The sequence below is a fragment of the Clostridium sp. LS genome, from assembly GCF_002760435.1.
Lineage (GTDB): Bacteria > Bacillota > Clostridia > Clostridiales > Clostridiaceae > Clostridium.
Genome location: NZ_AUUU01000046.1, coordinates 48,774 through 72,361 on the forward strand (window position 1 = coordinate 48,774; position 23,588 = coordinate 72,361).

At 28.8% G+C, this 23,588-nt stretch carries 18 protein-coding genes; 4 read left to right on the forward strand and 14 right to left on the reverse strand.

Annotation, left to right across the window (positions count from 1 at the left end):
• Positions 1-38: 38 nt before the first annotated feature.
• The 4 genes from COL3_RS28735 to COL3_RS11925 form a co-directional block, all read right to left on the reverse strand.
• On the reverse strand, positions 39-179 hold the full coding sequence (locus COL3_RS28735; RefSeq protein WP_008423908.1) for an SHOCT domain-containing protein: 141 nt from the start codon (positions 177-179) through the stop codon (positions 39-41).
• 150 nt (positions 180-329) lie between these two features.
• Positions 330-2,348 (reverse strand): ATP-dependent DNA helicase, encoded by a 2,019-nt coding sequence (locus tag COL3_RS11915; protein ID WP_008423905.1) that lies wholly within the window; start codon positions 2,346-2,348, stop codon positions 330-332.
• Between the two features lie 528 nt (positions 2,349-2,876).
• Complete coding sequence (locus COL3_RS11920) at positions 2,877-3,287, reverse strand: sigma factor-like helix-turn-helix DNA-binding protein (protein ID WP_008423903.1); 411 nt, start codon at positions 3,285-3,287, stop codon at positions 2,877-2,879.
• 214 nt (positions 3,288-3,501) lie between these two features.
• Positions 3,502-4,056 carry a hypothetical protein gene (locus COL3_RS11925; protein ID WP_008423901.1) on the reverse strand — a complete coding sequence of 185 codons (555 nt, stop codon included), beginning with the start codon at positions 4,054-4,056 and terminating at the stop codon, positions 3,502-3,504.
• 166 nt (positions 4,057-4,222) lie between these two features.
• Here COL3_RS11925 and COL3_RS11930 point away from each other — a divergent pair, with 166 nt between their 5' ends.
• Positions 4,223-4,672, forward strand: a complete 450-nt coding sequence (locus COL3_RS11930; protein WP_008423899.1) for a helix-turn-helix transcriptional regulator — start codon at positions 4,223-4,225, stop codon at positions 4,670-4,672.
• A gap of 15 nt (positions 4,673-4,687) precedes the next feature.
• Positions 4,688-5,194 (forward strand): ImmA/IrrE family metallo-endopeptidase, encoded by a 507-nt coding sequence (locus COL3_RS11935; protein WP_008423896.1) that lies wholly within the window; start codon positions 4,688-4,690, stop codon positions 5,192-5,194.
• A gap of 95 nt (positions 5,195-5,289) precedes the next feature.
• Here COL3_RS11935 and COL3_RS11940 read toward each other — a convergent pair whose 3' ends face one another.
• The 3 genes from COL3_RS11940 to COL3_RS11950 form a co-directional block, all read right to left on the reverse strand.
• The gene (locus COL3_RS11940; RefSeq protein ID WP_008423894.1) at positions 5,290-6,543 is read right to left on the reverse strand and encodes an HD domain-containing phosphohydrolase; all 1,254 of its coding nucleotides are present in this window, start codon (positions 6,541-6,543) and stop codon (positions 5,290-5,292) included.
• Between the two features lie 100 nt (positions 6,544-6,643).
• On the reverse strand, positions 6,644-8,362 hold the full coding sequence (locus tag COL3_RS11945; protein ID WP_008423892.1) for a methyl-accepting chemotaxis protein: 1,719 nt from the start codon (positions 8,360-8,362) through the stop codon (positions 6,644-6,646).
• Positions 8,363-8,389: 27 nt separating this feature from the next.
• Positions 8,390-9,097, reverse strand: coding sequence for an ATP-binding protein (locus COL3_RS11950; protein ID WP_008423889.1), 708 nt, complete (start codon positions 9,095-9,097; stop codon positions 8,390-8,392).
• Positions 9,098-9,264: 167 nt separating this feature from the next.
• On the opposite strand from COL3_RS11950, the gene COL3_RS11955 reads away from it, so the two are divergent.
• Both COL3_RS11955 and COL3_RS11960 read left to right on the forward strand, forming a co-directional pair.
• Positions 9,265-9,588, forward strand: a complete 324-nt coding sequence (locus COL3_RS11955; protein WP_008423886.1) for a helix-turn-helix transcriptional regulator — start codon at positions 9,265-9,267, stop codon at positions 9,586-9,588.
• Positions 9,589-9,996: 408 nt separating this feature from the next.
• Entirely contained in the window at positions 9,997-10,593 is a 597-nt protein-coding gene (locus COL3_RS11960) for a tyrosine-type recombinase/integrase (RefSeq protein WP_008423873.1), read from the forward strand.
• 231 nt (positions 10,594-10,824) lie between these two features.
• On the opposite strand, the gene COL3_RS11965 is transcribed toward COL3_RS11960, so the two are convergent.
• The 7 genes from COL3_RS11965 to COL3_RS11995 all read right to left on the reverse strand — a co-directional run bounded on the left by COL3_RS11965 (position 10,825) and on the right by COL3_RS11995 (position 23,587).
• The gene (locus COL3_RS11965; protein ID WP_143327538.1) at positions 10,825-11,241 is read right to left on the reverse strand and encodes a hypothetical protein; all 417 of its coding nucleotides are present in this window, start codon (positions 11,239-11,241) and stop codon (positions 10,825-10,827) included.
• A gap of 132 nt (positions 11,242-11,373) precedes the next feature.
• On the reverse strand, positions 11,374-13,080 hold the full coding sequence (locus COL3_RS11970) for an ATP-dependent helicase (protein WP_008423871.1): 1,707 nt from the start codon (positions 13,078-13,080) through the stop codon (positions 11,374-11,376).
• Positions 13,059-15,146 (reverse strand): AAA family ATPase, encoded by a 2,088-nt coding sequence (locus COL3_RS11975; RefSeq protein ID WP_008423870.1) that lies wholly within the window; start codon positions 15,144-15,146, stop codon positions 13,059-13,061. Before COL3_RS11975 ends, COL3_RS11970 begins: the two co-directional genes overlap by 22 nt.
• A gap of 19 nt (positions 15,147-15,165) precedes the next feature.
• On the reverse strand, positions 15,166-15,858 hold the full coding sequence (locus tag COL3_RS11980; RefSeq protein ID WP_008423869.1) for a phospholipase D-like domain-containing protein: 693 nt from the start codon (positions 15,856-15,858) through the stop codon (positions 15,166-15,168).
• Positions 15,840-17,603 carry a DUF1998 domain-containing protein gene (locus COL3_RS11985; RefSeq protein WP_008423867.1) on the reverse strand — a complete coding sequence of 588 codons (1,764 nt, stop codon included), beginning with the start codon at positions 17,601-17,603 and terminating at the stop codon, positions 15,840-15,842. Before COL3_RS11985 ends, COL3_RS11980 begins: the two co-directional genes overlap by 19 nt.
• Positions 17,590-20,934, reverse strand: coding sequence for a DISARM system helicase DrmA (gene drmA, locus COL3_RS11990; protein ID WP_008423866.1), 3,345 nt, complete (start codon positions 20,932-20,934; stop codon positions 17,590-17,592). Before drmA ends, COL3_RS11985 begins: the two co-directional genes overlap by 14 nt.
• The gene (locus COL3_RS11995) at positions 20,927-23,587 is read right to left on the reverse strand and encodes a DEAD/DEAH box helicase family protein (RefSeq protein ID WP_008423864.1); all 2,661 of its coding nucleotides are present in this window, start codon (positions 23,585-23,587) and stop codon (positions 20,927-20,929) included. Before COL3_RS11995 ends, drmA begins: the two co-directional genes overlap by 8 nt.
• Between the last annotated feature and the right edge of the window lies 1 nt (position 23,588).

Genomic DNA, 23,588 nt, shown 5'->3' on the forward strand with positions numbered 1-23,588 from the left:
CTTATTAGTTACTATTATATGACTCCTATCATGTTTTTTCAAGCGCTGATCATACTAATCTTATATTTTTTCATTAATTCATTTTTTATTGCTACAAATTCTTTGTTTGATATCAAATTTAATTTTAATAGTTGACTTAACATTGCAAGCTGAACACTATATTTCATGTTATTATCCATATAATAATATCCCCCTTACTTTTTCTAATCAAAATAACAGGCAAAGAATTAAAAAGTCATTAATTCTTTGCCTGTTACTTATAAATACAATTTGTGTTTGTTAATTTTTAATATAGGAAAAGCAGCTAATCCTGTAATTGCTTTATATTGTTATAAAAAATATTCTTCTTTTTTAACTTTCCTAAAAAATCTTCTCACATCATAAAGAGAATCTGTTACCCTATAATCTTTAAGAGCTTGAAGAACTCTTTTTCTGTACTTTCCTTTTAAGCTTACTCTATAATCAAGTATTGAAATAACACCTGTATCCGTTTCACATCTTATAAGCCTTCCCATACCTTGCTTTAGCTTTATTAGCATTTCAGGGAACACAATGTACTCTATAAATTCCTTTAGCTCCTCATACTGCATTTTTTTATGCTCATAAATAGGTGTAGGTGTTGGGAAAGGCAAATTTACAATTATAAGTGATGATAAAATATCTCCAGGACAGTCAACGCCTTCCCAAAAGGAACCAGTTGCAAATAAAACACCGTTTTTACTCCTTTTATAAGCATCAACGATGTTCTTCTCACTTTTATCCATCTTAAATAATGGATATTCTATTTTAGTTTTTGTTAATTCATAAACCTTTGATAACAGTGAATAGGCTGTAAATAGAACTACTGCATGTCCAAAAGATGCATCTATAAGCCTTAAAATTTCATCTGCTATGGCTGAAATATATTCCTCACTTTGCTTATCTGGATAAGGTATGTTTTCATTAATATATAGTAAGGTATTATTCTTATAGTCATAGGGTGATGAATAACTAACTTCACTTAGCTTATTACTGTAGCTCATATCTATTCCTGAAGTGCTTTTAAAATAATTAAAGCCTCTATCATCTGAAAGTGTACCTGATGTTAGTATCTTAGGCACTCCACTTTTCCATAGAACCTTATAAAGCTGTTTTTCCATATCCGTTGGAATAGAGCAAATAGAAATTAATCTTTCACTTTGTGGATTTTCAAGCCAATAAATTATATTAACCGACCCATGAAATATTTCTATAACTTCTCTTAAACTTTCAATCATTAACTCAAGCTGTCTATTTTTTTCAATATCAGCTTTACAATATAGGCTTATCTTATCAAGTTTTAAAATGATATTTCCAAGTATTTTTCTTTCATATGCTCCAAGTTTAACTCTAATCTGAGAACTCTCTTCCCCAAGCTCAATGTTTTTTAACTGATTTAAAAGACTTTGATAGAACTTTTTAGCCTCCAGAGATAAATCATCTAAATAGCCTTTTGCCACTGTCAAATATGCTTTATTTCCCTTTATTTTACTTTTTAAGCTATTAACAATAATAAGTACGTCTTCATAAGAAAATCTTTTTTCAAAAATTTGAATGGCAGCATCCATTAATTTATGTGCTTCGTCAATTATTGCTACCGAATGCTCTGGCATAAGACTTGTCTTTCCTTTAGATCTTTTAATTGCATCGGCTATATAGTAGTTATGATTACAAACTTGAAAATCATGGGTTGATGATTTTACATATTTCATGAGTTCTATATAACTACAATTTTCATAAAAAGGACAACTATAATTACAGCCTTTAGGTACATTTATCTTTTGTACTATATGATTTTTAAGTCCCTTATACTCATCTAAATCTATTGAAATTTCTCCTATTCTTAAACCTATTAATTTATTAAGCAGTTCCTTATCAATATCCTTATCACTGCTTTTCAAATAGTTCATTATTCTACTAAATCTTAAGATACAAAAATAATGTTCTTTACCTTTTCTTAAAACTGCACTTAATGGCTTATCTATAATCTTATTATCAACTAAAATTTTTGATAAAACTGGTACATAGTTCTTAATTATGGCATTCTGTAACTCAATACTTGATGTTGATATTATTGAAACTGATTTGTTCTTACCTGTTTTATAAAGGGAATATACTATAGAGGCTACTAAATATGCATAAGTCTTACCAGTACCTACCCCTGCTTCACAGATTGAAATATTATTATTTTTTATACCATTAAATATTTTTTTAGATAGTTCAATTTGATTATCTCTTACTATAAATCCATTTCCATACATGAGCCTTTTGAAAATAAATTCAATCATTTCTTGTGGCTCCAATAGGAAATTTTCTCTTTCCTTTTTCATTTTCTTCTCCTCACATCTCCTTGACAGCACAAGGATACGGTGGAATTTACTCCACCGCATAGTTTCTGCTGTCAAGCAGTTTATTTATAAAAATAATTTTTTCTAAATTAATATGCATCATATTTGTTCTCAACACCCCTGACACCTTCGGGCATATATCAAGTTGCTTTTGGAGAAGCATCATATAAGCTGCCATGGCTATAAGTTCTCAAACCAAAGGAGCGTTATCCCATCATTCTTTGTGGGCTGCCCAATGCCGATAAGCGTTCAAGGCAGAAGTATCATTATTTATCCCTTTGCCTGTCATCGCAATTAGTCTTTCCACAGACTATTTAAAGCTAGAGTTAATCGCTCACATATTTAATGGTCCTGGCGCTCTGCTTAAGTTGCTTGCCGTGTCCCAGCAGCAAAGGTAGTTTTCTTGATATATGGAGTATTAAATTCTCAAAGAACTATAAAAGCACTTATAAAAAATGCCTTCACTATATAGCCTTGAGAAAATACATTAGGGGACAAAAGTTGAAAACTTTATTTATTTTTTTCTAAGATTACTTTTAATTTTTTTATTGCTCTTTGATGTTTCTTTTTTGCAGTTTCATCCTTTACTTGCAGTTTTAATGCTATTTCATTTATAGAAAGCCCAAATCTATACCTAAGCTCAATTACTTTAAGATCATCTTCTTTTAAACTTTTCAGTGCTTTTATAAGCCGTGGGTTTGAAATTAAATCAATGAATTTCATAAGCTTGTCTACCTCTTTTTCAACCTGAGAATCTTTTTCTGTTTCTGCAAATTCCACTGGCACCTCACAACTTTGTAAATATTCCAGAGAAATGTTATGCCTATAATACTTCCGTTCATTGTTCTTTTCTTTTTTGTTTTCTTCCTCAATAACAACTTTGAATTCTTCATTAAATTTTTGTTTTTCTTCCTTTGACATTTTTAATAACTCCTTTCAGAACGCAAAAAGGAGCCGCACAAAATGTGCGACTCCTTCCTGAGTTTTTATATTAATTTTTAATTTTGGGTATAAAAAAAGCCCTGAGGCGTATATAAACGCTTCAAGGCTAAAAAACAGCTAATATTATTTCCATTGTATATATCATAGCAGTATCAAAGTATGGTGTCAGTACCAGTTATGTATCTTTTTAGTATCAATCTTGTATCAATTTTATGCTTTTAATTTCTTTCATAAAATTAGGAAATAAAAATCCCCATAGTATTGTTCCAAGTAAATTAATTGCATTTTTCTTCTCTCTATAATAGGTAGCTCTTGAACAACATAAGTAATCAATTATTTCACTTTCACTATAAGGGTAGGCAGAAATATATATCTTATAAATTATTGAATAATACCTCTCTCCATTTTCAGGATAGGACTTTAACATAAGTAAAGCTTTTTCAATTAAATTTATAATACTTTTACTATCTTCTATAGATTGCAGCCTACTTTCAAGTCTTGCTTCTGTTATGAATTCTTCTGTATCAGTAAGACTATGTAATAGTTCATCCAGTCTCTTTCCAGAGAAAGAAATACAATCTTCCTCTATCTCCTCAAAGGAATTATTTATTCTCCATAAAACTTTATTGTATAGTTTTAAAAGTAGCTTAGTATTATGATAAATATTAGGACTTACTTTCTTATTATCTTTTATGTTATCAATTCCAGCATTAATATTATTACTTTGAATTCCTTCATAAATAGCCATATGACACATCCCCCTTACACTTTATCATTGACAGAAATATTGTTCTGAATTAGAATAATATTATGAACTTTCGTTCTAATTATAAGTATATATTGGCAAATTTATCTTGTCAATAATTTTAAGAACAAATGTTCTGTTTTTAAAATTATATTTGGAGGTCACAGAAATGAATTTTGGTGATAAAATAAAATTACTCCGTAAAGAAGCTGGACTTTCTCAGGAAGACTTAGCCAAAAAGTTAGGTATTACTCAAAAATCTATCTGTAATTACGAAAATAATACTAGATTCCCTAAAGGGCAAAAAATTATTACTGGACTTGCTGAAATATTCAATGTTTCAGTAGATTATTTAATATCTGATAATGAAGATGTTTCAAGAGATGAGAATTTTATATCTTCTGCTAAAGCTGAGTTTGGTTACAAAGGGAAAAAAGAGGCAGAAATGATTTTAAAGAGAACTTCTGCAGTACTTGCAGGAGGGGAATTGTCCGATGAAGATAAGGATGCTTTTTTTAAGTCAATTACGGAAATATATTTTGATGCAAAACAAAAGGCAAGAAAAAAATATGGTAATAAATCAACATCTATAGGCAATGACGATAATAAAACTCCTTAAGAGAGGTAATTGCTTATGACTAATTTTATTTCTAAAGAAGTGGATAAGCTTATTAAAAAATATAAGACAAGAGATCCTTTTGAAATGGCTAAAGGTATGAATATTAATATATGCTATCATGATTTAGGTGACTTAAAGGGGTATTATTTCTATCAATCTAAGTTTCGGTATATTGTAATCAATAAAAATATTCAGGAAGAACTATTACCAGTTATATGTGCTCATGAACTTGGACATGATAGATTTCACCAAAGTTATGCCAAAAATGATGCTATAAGAGAATTCTCTTTATTTGATATGACATCAAAACCTGAAAGAGAAGCTAATCTTTTCGCATCAGAACTTTTAATTCCAGACTCTACTATTATGGAATTATTTTATGGCGATTATACCTTTTCATCAGTAGCTGCTGAACTAAACGTGCCTATTGAGCTAGTTGATTTTAAAAGTCAAATATTAAAAGCTAAAGGGTATAATATAAGTACACTATGCATTTCTAAAGGAAACTTTTTGAAAAACTGATACAAAAAATGATTATATAAAATTACTTTTTGTATCATCAGTAGTTTAATTTTTTATATCCATATCCTTTTGATTACAATTATATTATTAATCTTTTAAGAATATAATTGTAATAAACATTTATACTCATCCTTAATATTTATATAAGTTTTCATTAAATTGTTACTTTCATTTAAAGCTTCAAAAACAATAAAATCATAATTGTTAATAAATAAATTAGTTATCTGTGCGTCTATTTTGTTGCTTTTTACCATATCATTTAATATTTTAATTACTTTTTCTTTTTCAAAAGATTTTTTGTAACTTCTTACACCTATTAACGCACTGGCTATGTCTCCTATTGCCACAATTTTACTCTCAGCTGTGAGTTCATCACCTTTAATTCCAAAAGGATATCCTGTCCCATCTATTTTTTCATGGTGGAGTGTTGCTATATCTCTTATATCATCTATGTTTAAGTTACTTAAAATATTATAACCTATTAAGGAATGTTTTTTCATAATTTCAAACTCTTCTTGGGTAAGTTTTTCAGGCTTTTCTAATATTTGTACTGGAATTGCTATTTTCCCTATATCGTGAAGTACTGAAGCTATTTTAATTTTATCTAAAGCTTCTTCATCTAATCCTATTAATTTTCCTATTTGATAACTTATTGCTTCTACTAATATGGTATGTTTAACTGTTGCTTCACTTCTAAAATCAATAGAATATGCTAACATCTTACTACTTGCTAATATTTCTTCCCTAGTTAAAATCTTTTTTTCAAAAAAACCATATAATTCTTCTTCATATGAATCATCTAATAATTTTTCTAAAATACTATACTCCCTATCCGCTTTTAAAAACAATTTAATATTCTCTTCTGTATAATATTCTCCACTCATCTTGATTAACTCTTTTGCTGCTTCTTTCTTAATTGAATAAATTCTCTCTATGTAATCACAAAAGTTTAGCAATAGTCCCTCTTTACTTATAATCTCCATATTTCTACTTTTATAGTATTTATCCGAAAAATGATGTGTTAAAACTATCTCATACATTTTTGAAAGTGGCGAAAAATATTTTATAAACAATGCACCATAAATCGCATGCCTAAAAGGTGCATTGATATCTATTTCAGCAAGCTTGTCTATTTCTTCAACTTTATAATCCCCTATATCATGGAAAACACCTAGTGTACATAGTTCTCTTATTTCCTCATCTGTATATTTTCCCTTTACTTTTAATAAATTCATCATAATGTATGCTACTCTTTGTCCATGGTTAAATAGTCTGATATCTACCGAATTGATAGCATTATGAATTATTAGTATCATTTGTCTTAAAGTAACTTCAAAGCTTTTTTTCATCTACTCACTCCTGAAATTCTATCACTTAAATATATAAAAGCAATATAATTAAAATACTGTAAAAATCCGGAGAACTTACTCTTTATTATTATACTCTATGTTACATCTTAAACTTAGAAATTTTCATTTTTAAATTTTCTGCACTTTCTTTTGCTTTTAAAGCTTCTCCTAAAACTTCATTGGATTTAGCATTTACTTCTTGTACTCTATTTGCTATATCTGTAGTTGCTCCAGCTCCTTCGCTTGCTGCTTCTGCAACTCCATCTATTGTTTTTAAAATTTCTTGTACTGATGCTAATAGTTCTTCTGAAGTTGCACTTAAATCTGTAGAAAAGTCTTTATAATATATTGCATCATCATTATATTCTTTACTTGTTTTAACCAAGATTTCATAGTCTTTTAAAATTCTACTTTCAATAAAGTTTAACATATTACTAGAATTTGATGTTAAATCGTTAACGGAAGATAATATAATTCCTGTAGTGCTTTGGATTTTATTTATAGTTTCACTAGACTGTTCTGCAAGTTTTCTTATTTCTTCTGCTACTACATTAAATCCTCTACCTGCTTCACCTGCTCTTGCTGCTTCTATAGCTGCATTAAGCGCAAGTAAATTAGTTTGGGAGGTTATTTGAAGTATTGAATCTGCTAAAACATTTATTTGTTCTACTGCTTTTGCTTTTTCAATAGATTGCTTTAGTGCTTTTTCTGTTTCTTTAAACATTCTTTCTGTTTCTCTTTGATTATTTTCTGATGTAAGCATAATATTTTTAGCTTTTTCACTTATTCCTGTAGCTTTCCCCGCACCTTCCTCAGACTTTTGTGCTACAGAACTAACCGCTCTCTCCATTTCCCCAGAGGTTGCTGCCATTTCTTCTGCTGAAGCTGCTGTTTCTTCCGTGCTTGCTGAAAGCTCTTCTGTAGTTGCTGATACTTCTTCTACATCATTATCTAAATTATTAATACTATTTTTAACATTTCCAACTATATTTTCAATATTATCAGCTTCAAAAGTTATATTTAAAACTAACTCTTTAAGTGAATTTTGAGTCCTGCTTATAGCTTGTGCAATCTCACCCATTTCATCTTTTCTTTTTGTGAATTTTTCTGGTGCCTCCGTTGAAAAATCACCTGTAGCCATAACATTTAAATGATTTACAACAAGTGTTAAGGGGTTTACTATATTTCGTGATATAACATAAACTGCTATAGTTGCAAAAAGGATTGCAAAGAAAATAATAATATTTAATACTAACATCGTTTTGTTATATTCCAATTGTTTATTTTTGATTGTATTTTCTCCATCTTTAACGTTATAATCAGATAGGTCTCTTAAATTATTTCCAACTTCCAATAATACATTTTCTACTTTATCAAATTCTTTAATAGCTTCTTGTTGTTTACCTTCAAGAGCAAGTTTTATAGCACTTTCTCTCCCATCTCTATATTTTTGCATAGTACTTTCAAGAGTTGGCAAGAGATCAGTTTCATATTTATCAAGTTCTATTTTTTTATAAGTTTCAATTGATTTGTTGAATTTTTCCTTTCTTTCTTCAATATCCTTTAATTTTTTATTTTGCGCTTCTTTGTCATTAGTATGAAGCATAATATAATAAATATCTGCTTCTTCAGCTCTTTGTTGCGCTCTAGCATCGTTTAAACTTTGTATCGATACTAAATTATTGTTATACATTGAATCTAGTTCTGACTTCAAACTTCTAATATTTACATACATCATAGAACCTATTATAAAAAATAAAACACCTATAAATAATACCATAGTAACTATTTTTGTTCTTACTTTAAGATTATTTAACATTTTCTATCCCCCATCCAATACAAAATTTTATACCATTTTTAACTTTACTGTAAATGTAAATTTTGTCCCCCTTCCTTTATAACTCTTTACTTTTATTTCTCCACCCATAATTTCTACAAGTTCCTTACAAATTGCAAGTCCAAGTCCAGTACCACCAAAATTACGTGTTATAGATTTATCTGCTTGTGTAAAAGGTTTAAATATTTTATTTATTGCTTCCTCCGTCATTCCTATCCCTGTATCTTCTACAACAAAGATTATTTTATTATTAATGATATAATTATTGTCAATACTAATTTTTAGCAAAATTTTTTCTTCATTAGTAAATTTAATAGCATTACTCATTAAGTTCATTATCACTTGGGTGAGCCTAGTTGGGTCGCCTATAACAAAGAAAGGCACATCTGAATCAATAATTACTTCTAATTTTAATTTCTTTTCATTTATCTTCACGCTAAAAGGTTTTATAGATCTTTCTATTATATCATATAAATTAAATGTAATTTCTTCTAACTCAATTTTATTTGATTCCAATTTAGCTAAATCTAACAGATTATTTGTAATAGTTAAAATTAGATCAGCACATTCTTTTATATAATTAACATATTCTAATTGTTGATTATTTAAAGTAGTATCTTCAAGAAGTTGTAAAAAACCCATTATCCCATTTATAGGATTTTTAATATCGTGAATGATTTTAGACACTATCATTGATTTTTCACTATTATATATCAATAGACTCACCTTCTACTATAATATTAACTTGTCTTAGTCAATCAACCCTGTTTTCTATATTTGTATTAGTTATAATTGTATCAAATTTAACATATTAGTTCAATGTTAAATTATTGGTTTCTGTATTCATTAACAGCTTATTGATATATTATTTTTGGGTGATGAAAATGAATTTAGATTATACATTAATTGGCTTAAGAATTAAAAATTATCGTAACCAACAAAATATTACTCAAAATCAACTATCAGAGATGCTTGATGTATCAAATGTTTATATAAGCAAAATTGAACGTGGTACAACTAAAATAAATTTAGAAATGCTTTATAAAATATCGACCATTCTTAATATCCCTATATCCTTTTTACTTACAGGTATTGATGAGGAATCAAATAATTATTTAGATTCAGAAATTGCTGAGTTAATTAGCAAGTGTAGCATCAAGAAGAAAAAATTAATTTATGAACTTATAAAAGCTGTTGTCAAATCTTAAGAATTATTTGATAACAGTTATTTTCAACTTAACAATTATCCAATATTTTTACTGATTTCATTTTACGGTACTCTGGATTTTTTATAACTTACAGTTTATATATTTTCATTTATTTTATCTAATTATTTATAATAAATGTTATTTTTTGACTTTTAAAATAAATAATTATATCATTTATTGGAACAGAATAAATATTTTGTACAATTATAGTAATTATTATAAAAGAAAAACCAGTAAAAATTACGCTATTTTTGTAATTATATTACAAGATAACCCACAATATCTTTTATTTATACCAAATATTAGCTATAATAAAAACAATACTTGCATAGTATGGAATTTGTATTATAATAAAATTGTACAAAATATTTATATTGTATTATTTAAAACTAAGGAGAAAACAATATAATGAATAGTACTAAGCCAAAAATCAAATATTTAACTCAAACTGAAGCAATTAATCTTTTCAATTCTATTGAACACTCAAACTCTTGTCATGCATTACGTGATTTAGCAATTTTTAGATTAGCCTACAGATGCGGTCTTAGAGCTTCTGAGATTTCACTGTTAAAACTTGAAAATTATAATATTTCAAAAGGGGAATTATATTGTAATAGATTAAAAGGAAGCAACAATAATACGATAAGACTTGATAAAAAAACAATGGATGTATTAAATAAATATATAGATAAAAGTATGATTTTATCTAGCCAAGATACTATTTTTAAAAGCCAAAAAAATAAGCCGATTTCAAGGCAAACTTTAGATTATCTTATGAAAAAATACTGTATATTAGCAAAAATAGAAGACAAATCCAAACATCATTTTCATGCATTAAAGCATACTACTGCTGTTCATCTAGCTGAATGTGATATGGATATAAAAGAGTTACAATGGTGGTTAGGTCATAAATCAGTATCAAATACTGAGATATATTTCCAATTTACAACTAAGCAGCAAGAAAGAATGTATGCGAAACTTGAAGGTAAATCCGAATTAGTTTGATTTTTAATCTTTAAATAAAAGTAACAACATCTCTTATTTTTATAAAATTTGTGGAGATGTTGATTTTTTTTAATTTCAACAATAAGAATTTTAAATCCCCCATTCTTCATCACTAATACTACTTAATCCTGCCAGTTTAATTTATAGTTTCCCTGCCTTCTCTGCCCTTTTTAGTTCCTATTCCTGCTGCTTCTCCCCATTTAAGTTCCCCTGATTTTATTTCATCTTGATTTATTCTAAAACCCTATCACAGGTTTTCTTAGCGGAGGACTTTGTCCAATAACTATAGTCATTAGTTAGAAAAATAGCATACCCCTTCTTATATTCATTATGGTTATAAATGAGTTTTTCAATTCTCATAATATCCTTTAAGAAGTCATATCTTCTTATATCTTGTGCTCCATGATTTTTTAATAAATACCTCTCTCCATCTACAATAGTATCACAAGCAGCAGTTACATATTTTAATTCTATAGGATAAAACTCATCCTCTTCTTTAAGAAGAATATCAATATGCATAGATGGATCAATATGTGCAGGAGAGTATTCTAATCTAACATCACTTTTGGGCATATGCCTTTGCAGCTCCCAAGAAAGTGCAAACTGAAAGTCTGCCTCCGAAAAAAAGATTTTTCTTTTATTACTCAAGGAATTTATTGTGGTTATTATATTTTGTTTTGAAAGCAACCTTTCTCACCTCTACTATGAATTATTTCTCTTTTATTTTAATATGTTAAACATTGGACTAATAAAATTTTAAGGTAGACTCTAATTCTTAAACTAAAGGTAAATAATATCGAATTTATTAAGTTTATTTTTATTTTCATCCGATAATTGAGGAACATTTATGAATAAATTATTTTTAGCTCTACTTAATGCAACATAATAAACTCTATTTGCTTCTATATCTATATCTGGATTTAATAAAAAACTTAATTCCTTATTCTCATCGTAATTTTCTTTTGGTTGCATTAGCAAAAGTACATTGTCAAATTCATCTCCTTTAGCTTTATGAATAGTCCTATGCATACTATTATCATCAGCTATGTTAACTGCCACTGATACCTTATTATATGTCAATTGGCTATAATACTGACTAATATTCCCTGAAGATATTTTCCCCTTAGTCCCATTAAAACCAAATAAATAACTATTATAAAAATCCTTGATACTTATTTCTTTAAATTTATCATAATTATTCATTAATCTTTTTATATTCAAAACCGCTTCTTTATCACCAAATTCTTTATACTTCCTGTAGGCTTTTTTCATATATTTAATAGCATCCTTAATTTTGTTTTGCCTGCAATATTCTAAGCTATTTATAACATAAAAAATCATTTTCCCTCTATCGGAATCTGAAAAAATCAATTCATCTGAGGCATCTGTCGAAAAATAATCTTCAAACCCATATTTTAAAATATTAGACATATCATTTCTAAATGCTAAAGTACATACTGATTTAGCATTACATATTTGAATTGCTTTATTATAAGCGTCTAAGAACCCTCCTACTAACAGAACTGGTTTTTTACCATCTTTGTTATCAGGACTATTCTGTTTAAAAGTTTTTTCATTTCTTACATCATTTAATACATTAATAATTTGCTGAGTGCTTCTGTAATTATTATTAATCATATATAATTTCATATCATGCAAAGTAAAATCAATAAATCTTTGAACATCCGCACCTTGAAATGAATAAATTGATTGACATGCATCTCCTATAACTCCGACTACAGCTTCTTTTTCAGCAATCATTTCTATAATTTTAGACTGAATAGGGCTTGTATCCTGAAATTCATCAATTAAAACATAAGGAAACTTAGCACGTAAAATATCATATATTCGTGGTTGTTTTTCAAGTATCTTATAACTTAAAAATAGAACATCATCATGACTTATTAATCCTTGTTTCCAGCATATTTTTTTATATTCTATATAAGATGCTTTTTTAATGTTATATCCATCAATCTTTCCACTACTACTATATTTGAATCCCAGTTCTACATTTCCGTTATCTTTTAGATTCCATTTTAAACTCATTAAAGCTTTGGCAAGTGCTTTATCATCTCTGACTCTTTGCTGTTTTGTACTTTCTTTCCATTCTTTTAGAATGCTATATGTAGGTACAAACTCATCATGTCCATCAATAGCATTTAAAGGGAAACTAAACTCGTCATTTAAACCCCATAAATATGGCTTAATAATATTTTTATATAAAAAACTATGTATAGTACCTACCTCTACATAATCAATGAAATCTTCAAGCCTACTTATTATTGTATCTACACCTACGTTAGTATATGTAATGCACGCAATTTTTCTAACTTTAGAAATTCTCTCTGAAGTTAAAATAATGTTATTAATATGATTTATTAAAAATCTCGTTTTTCCAGCACCAGGACCAGCACATAATTTAAAGTTAGTTTCAATATCAATTAATTCATCACTATCTTTCAACTTTAGTGCTGTAGAGAAATCCATCTTATCGCCTCACTAATATACTTTGGTATAACTAATTCAAAAGATTCCTTATCTGCGGATTCTTGCTCTTTATAATTCTCTGATATTGTATATGCTAACTCCTGTGCAACTACACCTTTTTTTATTGATTTTAAATATCTTCCTGCTATAATATGAATTATTTTATCCTTAGTTTTAAGATTACTTTTATCTAAAGCTACACAAATTTCATCTTTATATGCACCCTCATTTAAGATATTTATAAAGTAATCAATATCTTTATTTTGTTCTAATCCCTCCATTAATAATTCTATCTCACTAGAATTACTTACAGAATCTGTAAGTAATTCTTTGATTGTCGGGTTACATAATATTAAATCATACTCAAAAGTGCAACCTATATACTTTTCTTGAGAATACACTCTTATAACATCTTCTCCATTTCTTCCACAGTACTTATCTACAACATTATTAGAACAAGGATTATAATCATATTTATCTTTTTCACAGTCAATAGCAATAGGCAAACACACTTCCCATTTACTATTTTTCTCTTTTTTCTTTCTTGATGGATCTAAATCCGTTATGCAGGCTACTTTTTTCTTTATCGCATAATTGCTTTTAGATGTATCAAATAATTTTAGAAAATGGTCAAAATATTTTCCACCAATATTAATTATTGAAACATGTGCATCTGTTAAGTCACAATCTGATATCTTGGCAAACTCTGGTACAAGTAATTGTTCTGCTATCCCCTCTACAAAAATTAAACTCTTAGCAAAAAACATATCTGCTTTTGTCACATCTATAAACCTTTGAACATAGTTTTTAGATATTTTATCTTCTTTTGTATCTGTAAATACTTTACCTGGATAAGCTACTTTCACTTCATCATTATCTTTATACAACACAATAATATCATCCAAATTAACAGCTGCTGCAATATTAGGTGAATGAGATGTAATAAAAATTTGGCGTACTTCTGTTTCCTTATTTTCATTTAAGAATTTTAAAAACTTATATTGCATATTAGGGTGCAAATGTGCTTCTGGTTCTTCTATTGCAAGCATAGAAAACACTTTAGCATTAGTACCTAAATACTCTCCTGAAGCATTTTTCTGCATTCGAGCAAGCAGTAATGAAATATAAATTAGATTATTATATCCCAATCCATTTTGATTTGCAGGTAGCTTTATTCCAGTTTCATTTTCAACTATCAATTTAAGAGCCGAATAAAGTTCAGTATCAAGAATTCTACCTTCAAATGATGGTGTTAGTTTTTCAAACGAAGCTCCTGTTTCCTCTGCATATTTAAGCATATGCTTTTTTCCTGCACTCATCCTATTTTCAAGCGAATTAATAAGAATTTTTGCATTCTTAGAAAATTCTTTTTTTCTTTCGATAATCACATCTCTTTTTTCATTGTCCTTTAATTTCTCATCTATTTTCACTTCATAATCTATAAAGAAATCTATAACCTCTTTAAGTAAGGAATTCTTTCCTGTAAACATATCCCTTTCTACATCTCTTATTGCTGTTAGAAATTGAAAATCAAATTTTTTTAGTGTTTCTCCATCTATAACATTTTTATGTTCAGGATTTCCTACATAAATTTTATACGTATATTTTCTTAGACAATTATAATCAATTTCATACCAATAATCATTGACATCATCACTTTTAATGTTTTCAATAATATTTTTATAATCATCAATTTCTTTTTCTGGAAGAAAAAACTCATATGTAATTAAAGCTTCATATGGCTTTTCAATCTTCGTAAGCCATGTTGATACTGTTACTAAATCATCTGAATAATCTTCTTCATTTTGAGATTCAACAAGTTTTGCTGTTATTGTTATTTTGGGTGGATTACTTTTTAGCTCCTCAATCGATATATTTTTACTAAAATCATCTATACATAATCTCTTATTCTTCTCACTGTCAAACAATAATTCTAATGCTTTTATGACAGTAGTTTTCCCTGAATTATTGTGCCCTATTATTACATTAGTACCTTCAGTAAAAAGGATTTTAGTTGAATCTTTAAATCCCCTGAAATTAGTCAATTTTAATTCTGAAATATACATTTAATTCCCCTCATTTTCTTTATATCTTTTCAAACACCTTCTGCCTCTTAAGCTCTTTTAGCATCCCCTCAACTAATTCTGCTTTTTTAAAAGACTCTATAACTGTGCCCATTTCAATATTTCCTTCAATTCCATGATAAGATAGATTTGAAGAAGAAATAAAAGTTTTATAGGAATCTATAACTATTACTTTGGCATGAAGAGCTGCCATCTTGTCTTTTGTGTTTTTGTTATAATCATAAATATTTAAATACCTACTCTTATACAATAAAAGCTTGTCTAAATGCTCTTTTTTATTCTCAAAATCATTAAGATAGAAATTTACATATATACCTTGTCTACTTTTATTAACTATCTCATCAAATAGTTCTATAGCATAGTCGGATATTGAGTAACCTGTTAAAGTTATACTCTTCTCCGCACTAAATATTAATTCTTTTATGATTGCACTGGTCTTTCTGGCATTTAATTTGAAACTATTTGGTGCTGTTATTACAATCTCAACCTTTTCAGTATTTTTATAATTATATAAACCAATTGCAACTTGAAGTAATCTATTTGCTTCTTCAACAGATAGATTGGGGAATCTCTTATTAATTTCTATAAGAGATTCCTTAAAATTCAAGTTAAAATCCAAAATATCATTAATTTTTTCAATATCTGATACAATGGTTTCTATAAGAAGTGCTTCACTTATACTTCCATTCCACATAGTTCTTTCACCAAATCTTTAAAATAACTACAATCTCCATCTATAGCTAAAGGTACAACAAGTTTTCTATCTAATAATCTGTTTCCATTTTCACAGGCTGTTTCTGAAATCATTGCACAAGAATGACAAGCAGCACCATTTAATCTTTCATCAGAAGGCTCATTTGCCATACATTCTGGATCTGTTGTACAGGTCAGTGCATTTTCCAATGCCTGCTTTAATAGTTTATTAAAACTCCTTATTTCACCCATTTCAACTAATCCACCTAAAGATCCTTCTTTATCAGCACTTCCAGTATAAAGTAATACGCCACACATGTTTTCACTACTGTATATTCTCTCTTTAATCGCAGATGATGAATAACCGCAAAGCATAGCCATTTCCTTAATCATTAAATGAGCAAAAGTATGTAAGAGAACGTATTCCGCATTTCTTTCCTTAAATTTTGTCCATCCCCTTGATTGACAAAATTCGCTATAATAACTCTTATATTTTTCCGATAATTTTTGAGTTTTTAGATTTTGCTTCCATTCTTTAACTGTTTCTTTATTAAACTCAATAAAAATTCCTTCACCATTTATTTCAACTGCTGGAAGCCAAGGTTCTACTTTACTTTTTGTTAGCGGCACTATATTTTTAGGATCATCTACTTCTGGTTCAGGGGCTTCCATTCTCATAAAACCTAGTAATACCATTACTTCTCTTAATCTATGAACTTTAATAATCCTAGAAAAATATTTTGATAGATAATTAGGAACGGCTTCTTCCTCTGCTTTAAAGTATTTTACATTTGTTTGGTATATCATATCATCATGATGAGTAATCGCTGCATATTCCATTTCTTTAATCTCAGTAAACTCTTTTATTTTTTCATCTCTTTTTTTAACTGCAGCATTAAATTCTTCTCTTGAGCATCTTTCTTTAAAATACTTCTCATAAACTTTTGTTACTCCCATTTCACCAAAATCATCCCTATAATTGATAATGTCCCTGTAGTGTTCATCAACTAATGAATATAATGGATTTATCCAAGGTGGAATTGATATTGCACTTCTTATTACAGAAAAATAAACGTTAGAAGCTCCACGCTGTGATGGAATAACTTGTTTTTTGCAAGTAGAATATACTCCTTTTGAATTTTTAATTATTCTTGGGTTATGGGGATGTCTACCACTACATTTTAATTCTCTAAAATTATCTGGACTTGTTGCGCCACTCATATTTCTTGAAGCCCCACAATCACACTGAACTATTAACTCTGCTAATGATGATGTATTTCCAGTAGAAATTAATTTCATACTTTTTTTACAAGTAGTTTCTCCTTTATGAACCCACCATCTCCAAGGAAAATCATCAAGATGTCCATCAGTACATGCCGTAATAAATCTGGCAGGATATGCTTTAAAACCACATAAAGGACACACTGGACCGTTTTGAATATATTTATCTAAGTTAAAATTTTCTGTAATGTCAAATAAGTTATTGCACCTACTATTAGAACAAACATGATAGCTTGGAAATGATACTACTGGAATATCCCCAATAAAAGAAGCTTTAGGTGTTTTAAAAAAATCCACTCCTAAGTAAGAAGCTAATCTTGAATCATATATTGTTTTTCCATAAGATGTCCAATAATTAATATCTAAGACTGTTACCGAATCATTAAGAGCATCTAATATGGAGCCTGGACCAAAAGTTGTTATTAATTGGTTAGGTCTTAATTCACCCAGTTTATTTATTTTCATTCTTATTAGCCTCCTCTGTAAAATAATAAAGTGCCGATGAACTTTCAACTTCTCTCATTGAATTAAGTGTAGGTTTTTCTTTAGCAGTACAATATTCGTTGTAATAATTTAACAATCTATTATACTTTTCAGTATTTTTAATATAATAATATAACTCTTTTTCTTCTTTTGATAAACATTTCCAATCTTCAATAAATTGATTAATTTCAAAAGATGTATCTTCTTTTGCCTTAGCTGATACTACCTTAAGCCTTTCTATTATTACTTTCTTTGTTTCTTCTATTATTTCATTTTCAATATCACAAATACTATTTGCTCCTTTGTTAGCAGCCATAACTTCATTTTTTAATCTTAATAAAGCTACAACTATTGCATGAAGAACTCTATCTCTTGCACGAGCAGAAAATGGTGTTGCAGTAGTTCCTTCTACATATCTATACATATGTGAGTGGAACCCTTTAAAGTTTTCATAGTGAGATAAATCCCTCGGTCTATATGGATTATAAATGGTAACTACAAGCCCAGGAAACCTTCTTCCTATACGGCTTGTGGCTTGAATATATTCAGAATTCTGCTTAGGTTGTCCCATTACAGTCATTAACCCAAGTCTATCAACATCCATACCAACTGCAATCATATTTGTAGCTATTGCAACATCTAAACATTCTTCATTGTCATGGGATAGAGTTAATTGTTCTAATAGTTCTGCAATCTTATAAGAAGATATACGTGAGGTAATTTCTTTTGTTCTCTTTAAGAATCTTTCCTGATTATATCCATATCTTTTCTTTATTCTTTTTATTCTCTTAGGAATGTCATCCTGTAATAACCTTACAGTACCACCTAATTCTCTTATACTATTAAAATAACCAATTAAAGTATAATAAGGATCTATAAATTCTTTATAATCTTCATCATTTAATAACTCCTTAACTGTTTGAAGTAGAACTGCATATATTCTAAGTACAGTAGTTTTCATTGACTGCCCACTGGCACAAACTGAACAATATTTTCTAAAGGGCTTATCAGCTAAACTAATTTCTTTAATAAAATAACTATCTCCAATATCAAAACCACTTGGTGGAAATTGAGAGAAACTATTCCTTCCATATAAACACCTTATTTGTTCATCTGCGTTTTTTATAGTTGCTGTAGAAACTATGTATTTAGGTAATATTTTCTTCCCATTTCTAGTAAATGAACACATTTCTTCTATTACAGTTTCATAACCTCCATAAATTGTTCCGAGAGGACCTGTTATAAGATGCAATTCATCTTGAACTATAAGTTCTGGTGGATAGAATTGTCTTGTTTCAACAACTTTAGCTGCACTTAAATTTTCTTTTTTATTATGGCGATTTGGATGGTCTTCTCCACAAGCTATATATCCATGCCTTTCACAAACTCTATCTGTTCTACCGAAGATTAATCCAGTTTTTTCATCCCAAGGAAGCCTTGCAAACTTATCTACTGTTGAAATAATTACCGTTGGGCATTTTCTATAAATTTCTTCATCTAGAATATAAACTGGTATTGGCTTTTCTTTATATTTATAAAAATAGCAATTAGCATCGTGACAATAAATATTTACTTCTCCTTTTTCAATGTCAATTTCATAATCCTCTTTATTTATTTCACTCCCACAGAAAGGACAAGTAATAATTTGCTTAGTAAGTTTATTTACGGCTTTATCACTAGCTGTTGGATCTTCTTTATTAAACTTAAATTCATTAAAACTATTTGGAGTTACTCCACCTCCAACCCAAAATCCTATTGAAATTGGTGATTTACCATAATTATTTTCATTTTTACTTCTAATCATTTCTGCTGCACATATCATTTTAGTTAATCTATCACGTTGTTGAGTAGTTAAAAGTCTTAATGTATATCTTAAAATAACTGTTACTCCACCATCTTTTTCAAATTCTTTTTCATTACTTGCAGTTAATCTTCTATGTCCAATTACAAATGCAATCAATCCTAAATAAGCCTCAGTTTTTCCTCCTCCAGTTGGGAAGTAAAGCAAGTCAACATTTTTTCGTTCATTATCTATAGGATTTATACATCCAGAAATATTTAAAAGTATAAATGCTATTTGGAATGGTCTCCATTTGCTATGATCTTTTTTGCAAAATTCTTCATCTCTAAAACTACACTTTATACCGCTACCATATTTTTTTGAGAATTCACTCATTCCTCTTTGCAAATACATACATTGGTTCATAAAGCAAAAGGCTTTAAAAGCATAATCATTGCTTTCTATTTGCTCTATACCTTTAGAAATTCTGTTATAAGCTTCTATGCATGAATTAATAATTTTATCTCCTCTATCTTTAAAGCCTTCTTCTTGCATTTTAAAATTGCTTTTTAAAGCATTAATCCATTCAAAGTAATCACTATTTAAAGCTTTTAATCTCCTAATTGTTTCAGCTTTATTTGAAGGCTTAGCCATAAACTTCATAGAAAAATAATCTTCTGAAAATCCTTCAAGATTTGGACTAACAGAAGCAATTTCATGTTCAGGTATAAAAACAGTTTTAACCTCTATAGCCTTGTCTCCTTCTGATTTAGTCCAATCTGCAGCACACCCATTGCCACGAGCATAAATTGGTCTTTTTTCATAATAAAATTCATCTTCTATTTCAATATCTCGACAAAGATGTTCTGGTTCAAAAACAGGTTGATTTTCCAACCCTCTAACTATAAGTTCTGCTTGAAACATTACATTTTCAAAGTCTCTATCATCACTGGTTTCTTTTCCATTAACCAAATAAACTGCAACTAATTTTGCACCACTTTTAAGTCGAATTTGCGATGATTTAATTTTAATAGATGGATCATCTTTTAGAGTTAGTTCTATATTTCTGTTTTTATCTCCTATATCAAGAATAAGTTCTTCTTCCTTTGGAACACGTACAAACACAGTCCTACCAGTTTTCTTTTTATTTTCTTCATCATTATCTTTATCTGGTTTTATCTTATCTTTATAATATTGTCCCCATTTTACTTTAACTTTTAATTTTTCTATGTCGCTATTAACATAAAATCTTATTCCCATAGAAGATTGAAGCTTGAACTTAGCTCCAACCATCTCTTCTATTTCGTCTTCTTCGTTATCTATATGTTCTTCATCCATTGCTGACATAAAATCATTATTCTCATATTCTACATCAGTAGATACAGAAATTTTCCTAGGATATAGCATTCCTGTTATATAACTGCTTAGTGGTGATTCATCTAACTTCTCTTCTTCTTCCAACGGCCCCATTAAGTCTATTTTTAAAACGTCAAGTAGCTTGTCCCTAACTTTACTATAAGATTTATCACTCATTCTCAATTCCCTCCAAATTTTCACTCAAACCAACTGTGTACATGAAAGAATTCCCTATAATAACCTTGTCCCCTGCAATAAGTCTATAATTCCATTGTTTTTTATCAGCATCCACTTCTGTTGCACACTTACACCACTTTATTGCTGCTTTAGCCTTTTCAAGAACATCTTTATCTTCCGTTTCATTTTTAGCTTTAATTTCAATTAAATATTTTGAATCTGTAGTTTCCAAAATAAAATCAGGATTATATTGCTTGCCTGCTTTATAAAACAGTCCCATCTGATTTAGCGGTGGCTTAATCCATCTTAATACCTTTTTATCTTCTTCTAATATAACTGAGAATCTTCTTTCATCATCACTGTCAAAACCATATTCAGGATAATAAGATTTTTTATATCCCGTAAACAAGTATTGTCTAATGTTCTTTTTATCTTTTATATCCTTGTAAAAATCAACACTTCCACCTGGTTTTATATTTTTTACAAAAGGTTTGAAAATAATCAGGTCTTTTTCTATTCTATATATAAATTCTGTATGCTCTTCTTTAGCTGCATAAATTTGCTTTTTTATCTCATTTACTATTAAAGTAGCATATCTTCTTACTATTTTTTTCTTATCTTCATAAGAACCTTCAATAAGTTTAAGATATTGCTCAACAATATTTAATATATAGTCAGCATCTTCCGAACTAAACTCTGGTACGCTTTCAAGAAGCATACATGCAAGTTCATTTACTGGATCATCAATTTCTAATGCTACTGCTTCAAGTGTTTCAAGCAATTTATTATTTATAACATCATATCTTTCAATGTATGATTGCTCCAATTCAAAGTTATTAATCACTTTCTTAACTGTAATTGGTTTAAACTTTACTGTAGAACTGTATCCTATACTTATTTTAGGTACAGAAATAGCGAATTGCTTTAACTTATTTATTTTTTCAATAAATTCATCTTTTTTGAGTATTGGTGTTTTAGTAATTTTTGCTTTATCTTTAGTCTTTGAGAGTTCTTCAAAGGCTTCTTTTGAATTTTCATCTATCTTTTCCTCAACAGTCTTTTCCAGTTCAAATAATGTCATCTGCTGGATATCAGAATTATCCTTTGCCTTTACTTCTTTTGCATAGGTTTTTAAGTATCCTTTATACAAGTCTTCCTGTATTCTAATATCACTTATATCCTGAAAGGATTTCATATCTGTATAACTTATTGCTTTTTCAAATAATTCTAACTGTACATTATTAAGCTCTGGTTCTATTTCTACTGTTTCCGTTTGCTCTATTTCTTCTTCATCTAGGTTACGCTTCTTAAATACTGGATTTAATTTTATCTCATCAACTAATTCCCTATAATGATCGTGTGCTACTATATCCAATGTATCCAATTCTTCCTGTCCAGTTATCTTCCCAAAAGGTAAACGTAGTCCCCTTCCTATAGTCTGCAATGCCAATATTTCACTTTTTGCAGCATTTAAAGGAATAATCGTAAATAAGTTATTAACATCCCATCCTTCCTTAAGTTTGTACACATGCAAAACTATTTCAATAGGATTTGTATTTTCTTCTATAGTTAATAGCTTCTTAATATTGTCTTCAGTTTCTACGCTACCTGTTTTTGAATGTATTTCTATAACCCTACCTTTATACTTTCCGTCAAAAAAGGAATCAGAATCTATTAACTGTCTTATTTCCATAGCATGGTTTGTATCTTTGCAGGATATTAGAACTATAGGTTTTACTTGAGGCAATCCATTTTCACTGCAATATTTATAAACTGTAGCTTTTCTATGCTCATGCAGCTTGATACCATCCTTTATTTTCATTTCTTCAATATCTTTTTCAGTAAAACCTGCTGTATTTGTTCTCCCCATAACTACAGGTATTTTAAGAAATTTTCCTGCTCCCTCTGCTAATCCATAGCTGTAAATAATATTTTTATTTGTTGATTTTGGTGTAGCTGTAAACTCTAATCCTAATATTGGTTTCAAATAATCTATAGCTTTCATAGATGCAGGAGCATAATACCTATGAGCCTCATCCATACAAATTACTAAATCGTCAAAACTAGCAAGTACTTCCGCAAAGGATTTTCCTAATGCTTCTTGGAACTCATGGAACTTAAATTGCACATCTCCTCTATTAAATATTTTACCAATGTTAAAAATAAATATTTGAATTTCTGAAGAATTATCAATTTCTATCTCACCTTGAACATATTTTACAGGATAGGATAAATAATTCTCACCATCATATACCTTAGGTCTTCCCATTTCTGCTTCTAATCCCTTAAACATATATTTAGGATGGTGCGGCATTACTTCCTTACGAAGTTTATCATATATTGTATTCCCTGGAGCCAATATAAAAAAGTGCTTGTAGCCTTTAGTTTTATATAAATAATATATGGAAGCCCCCATTAATCTTGTCTTTCCAATACCTGTGGTCATTTCAAAGCAGAAAGAAGGAAAACCAAGATTATCATCTACCTTTATCTTGGATTGTGTTTGACAGTTTTCTGTAGCTATTTCTTCTGCCTGTTCTTTAGAATAGGTTTTATAATCTATTTTAGAACATATATTATCTAAAGTTTTAAGAGCCTCAAGTTGAGGTTCTCTAAGGCTCATTGCCCAATTTAATTTATCAACAATACTCATT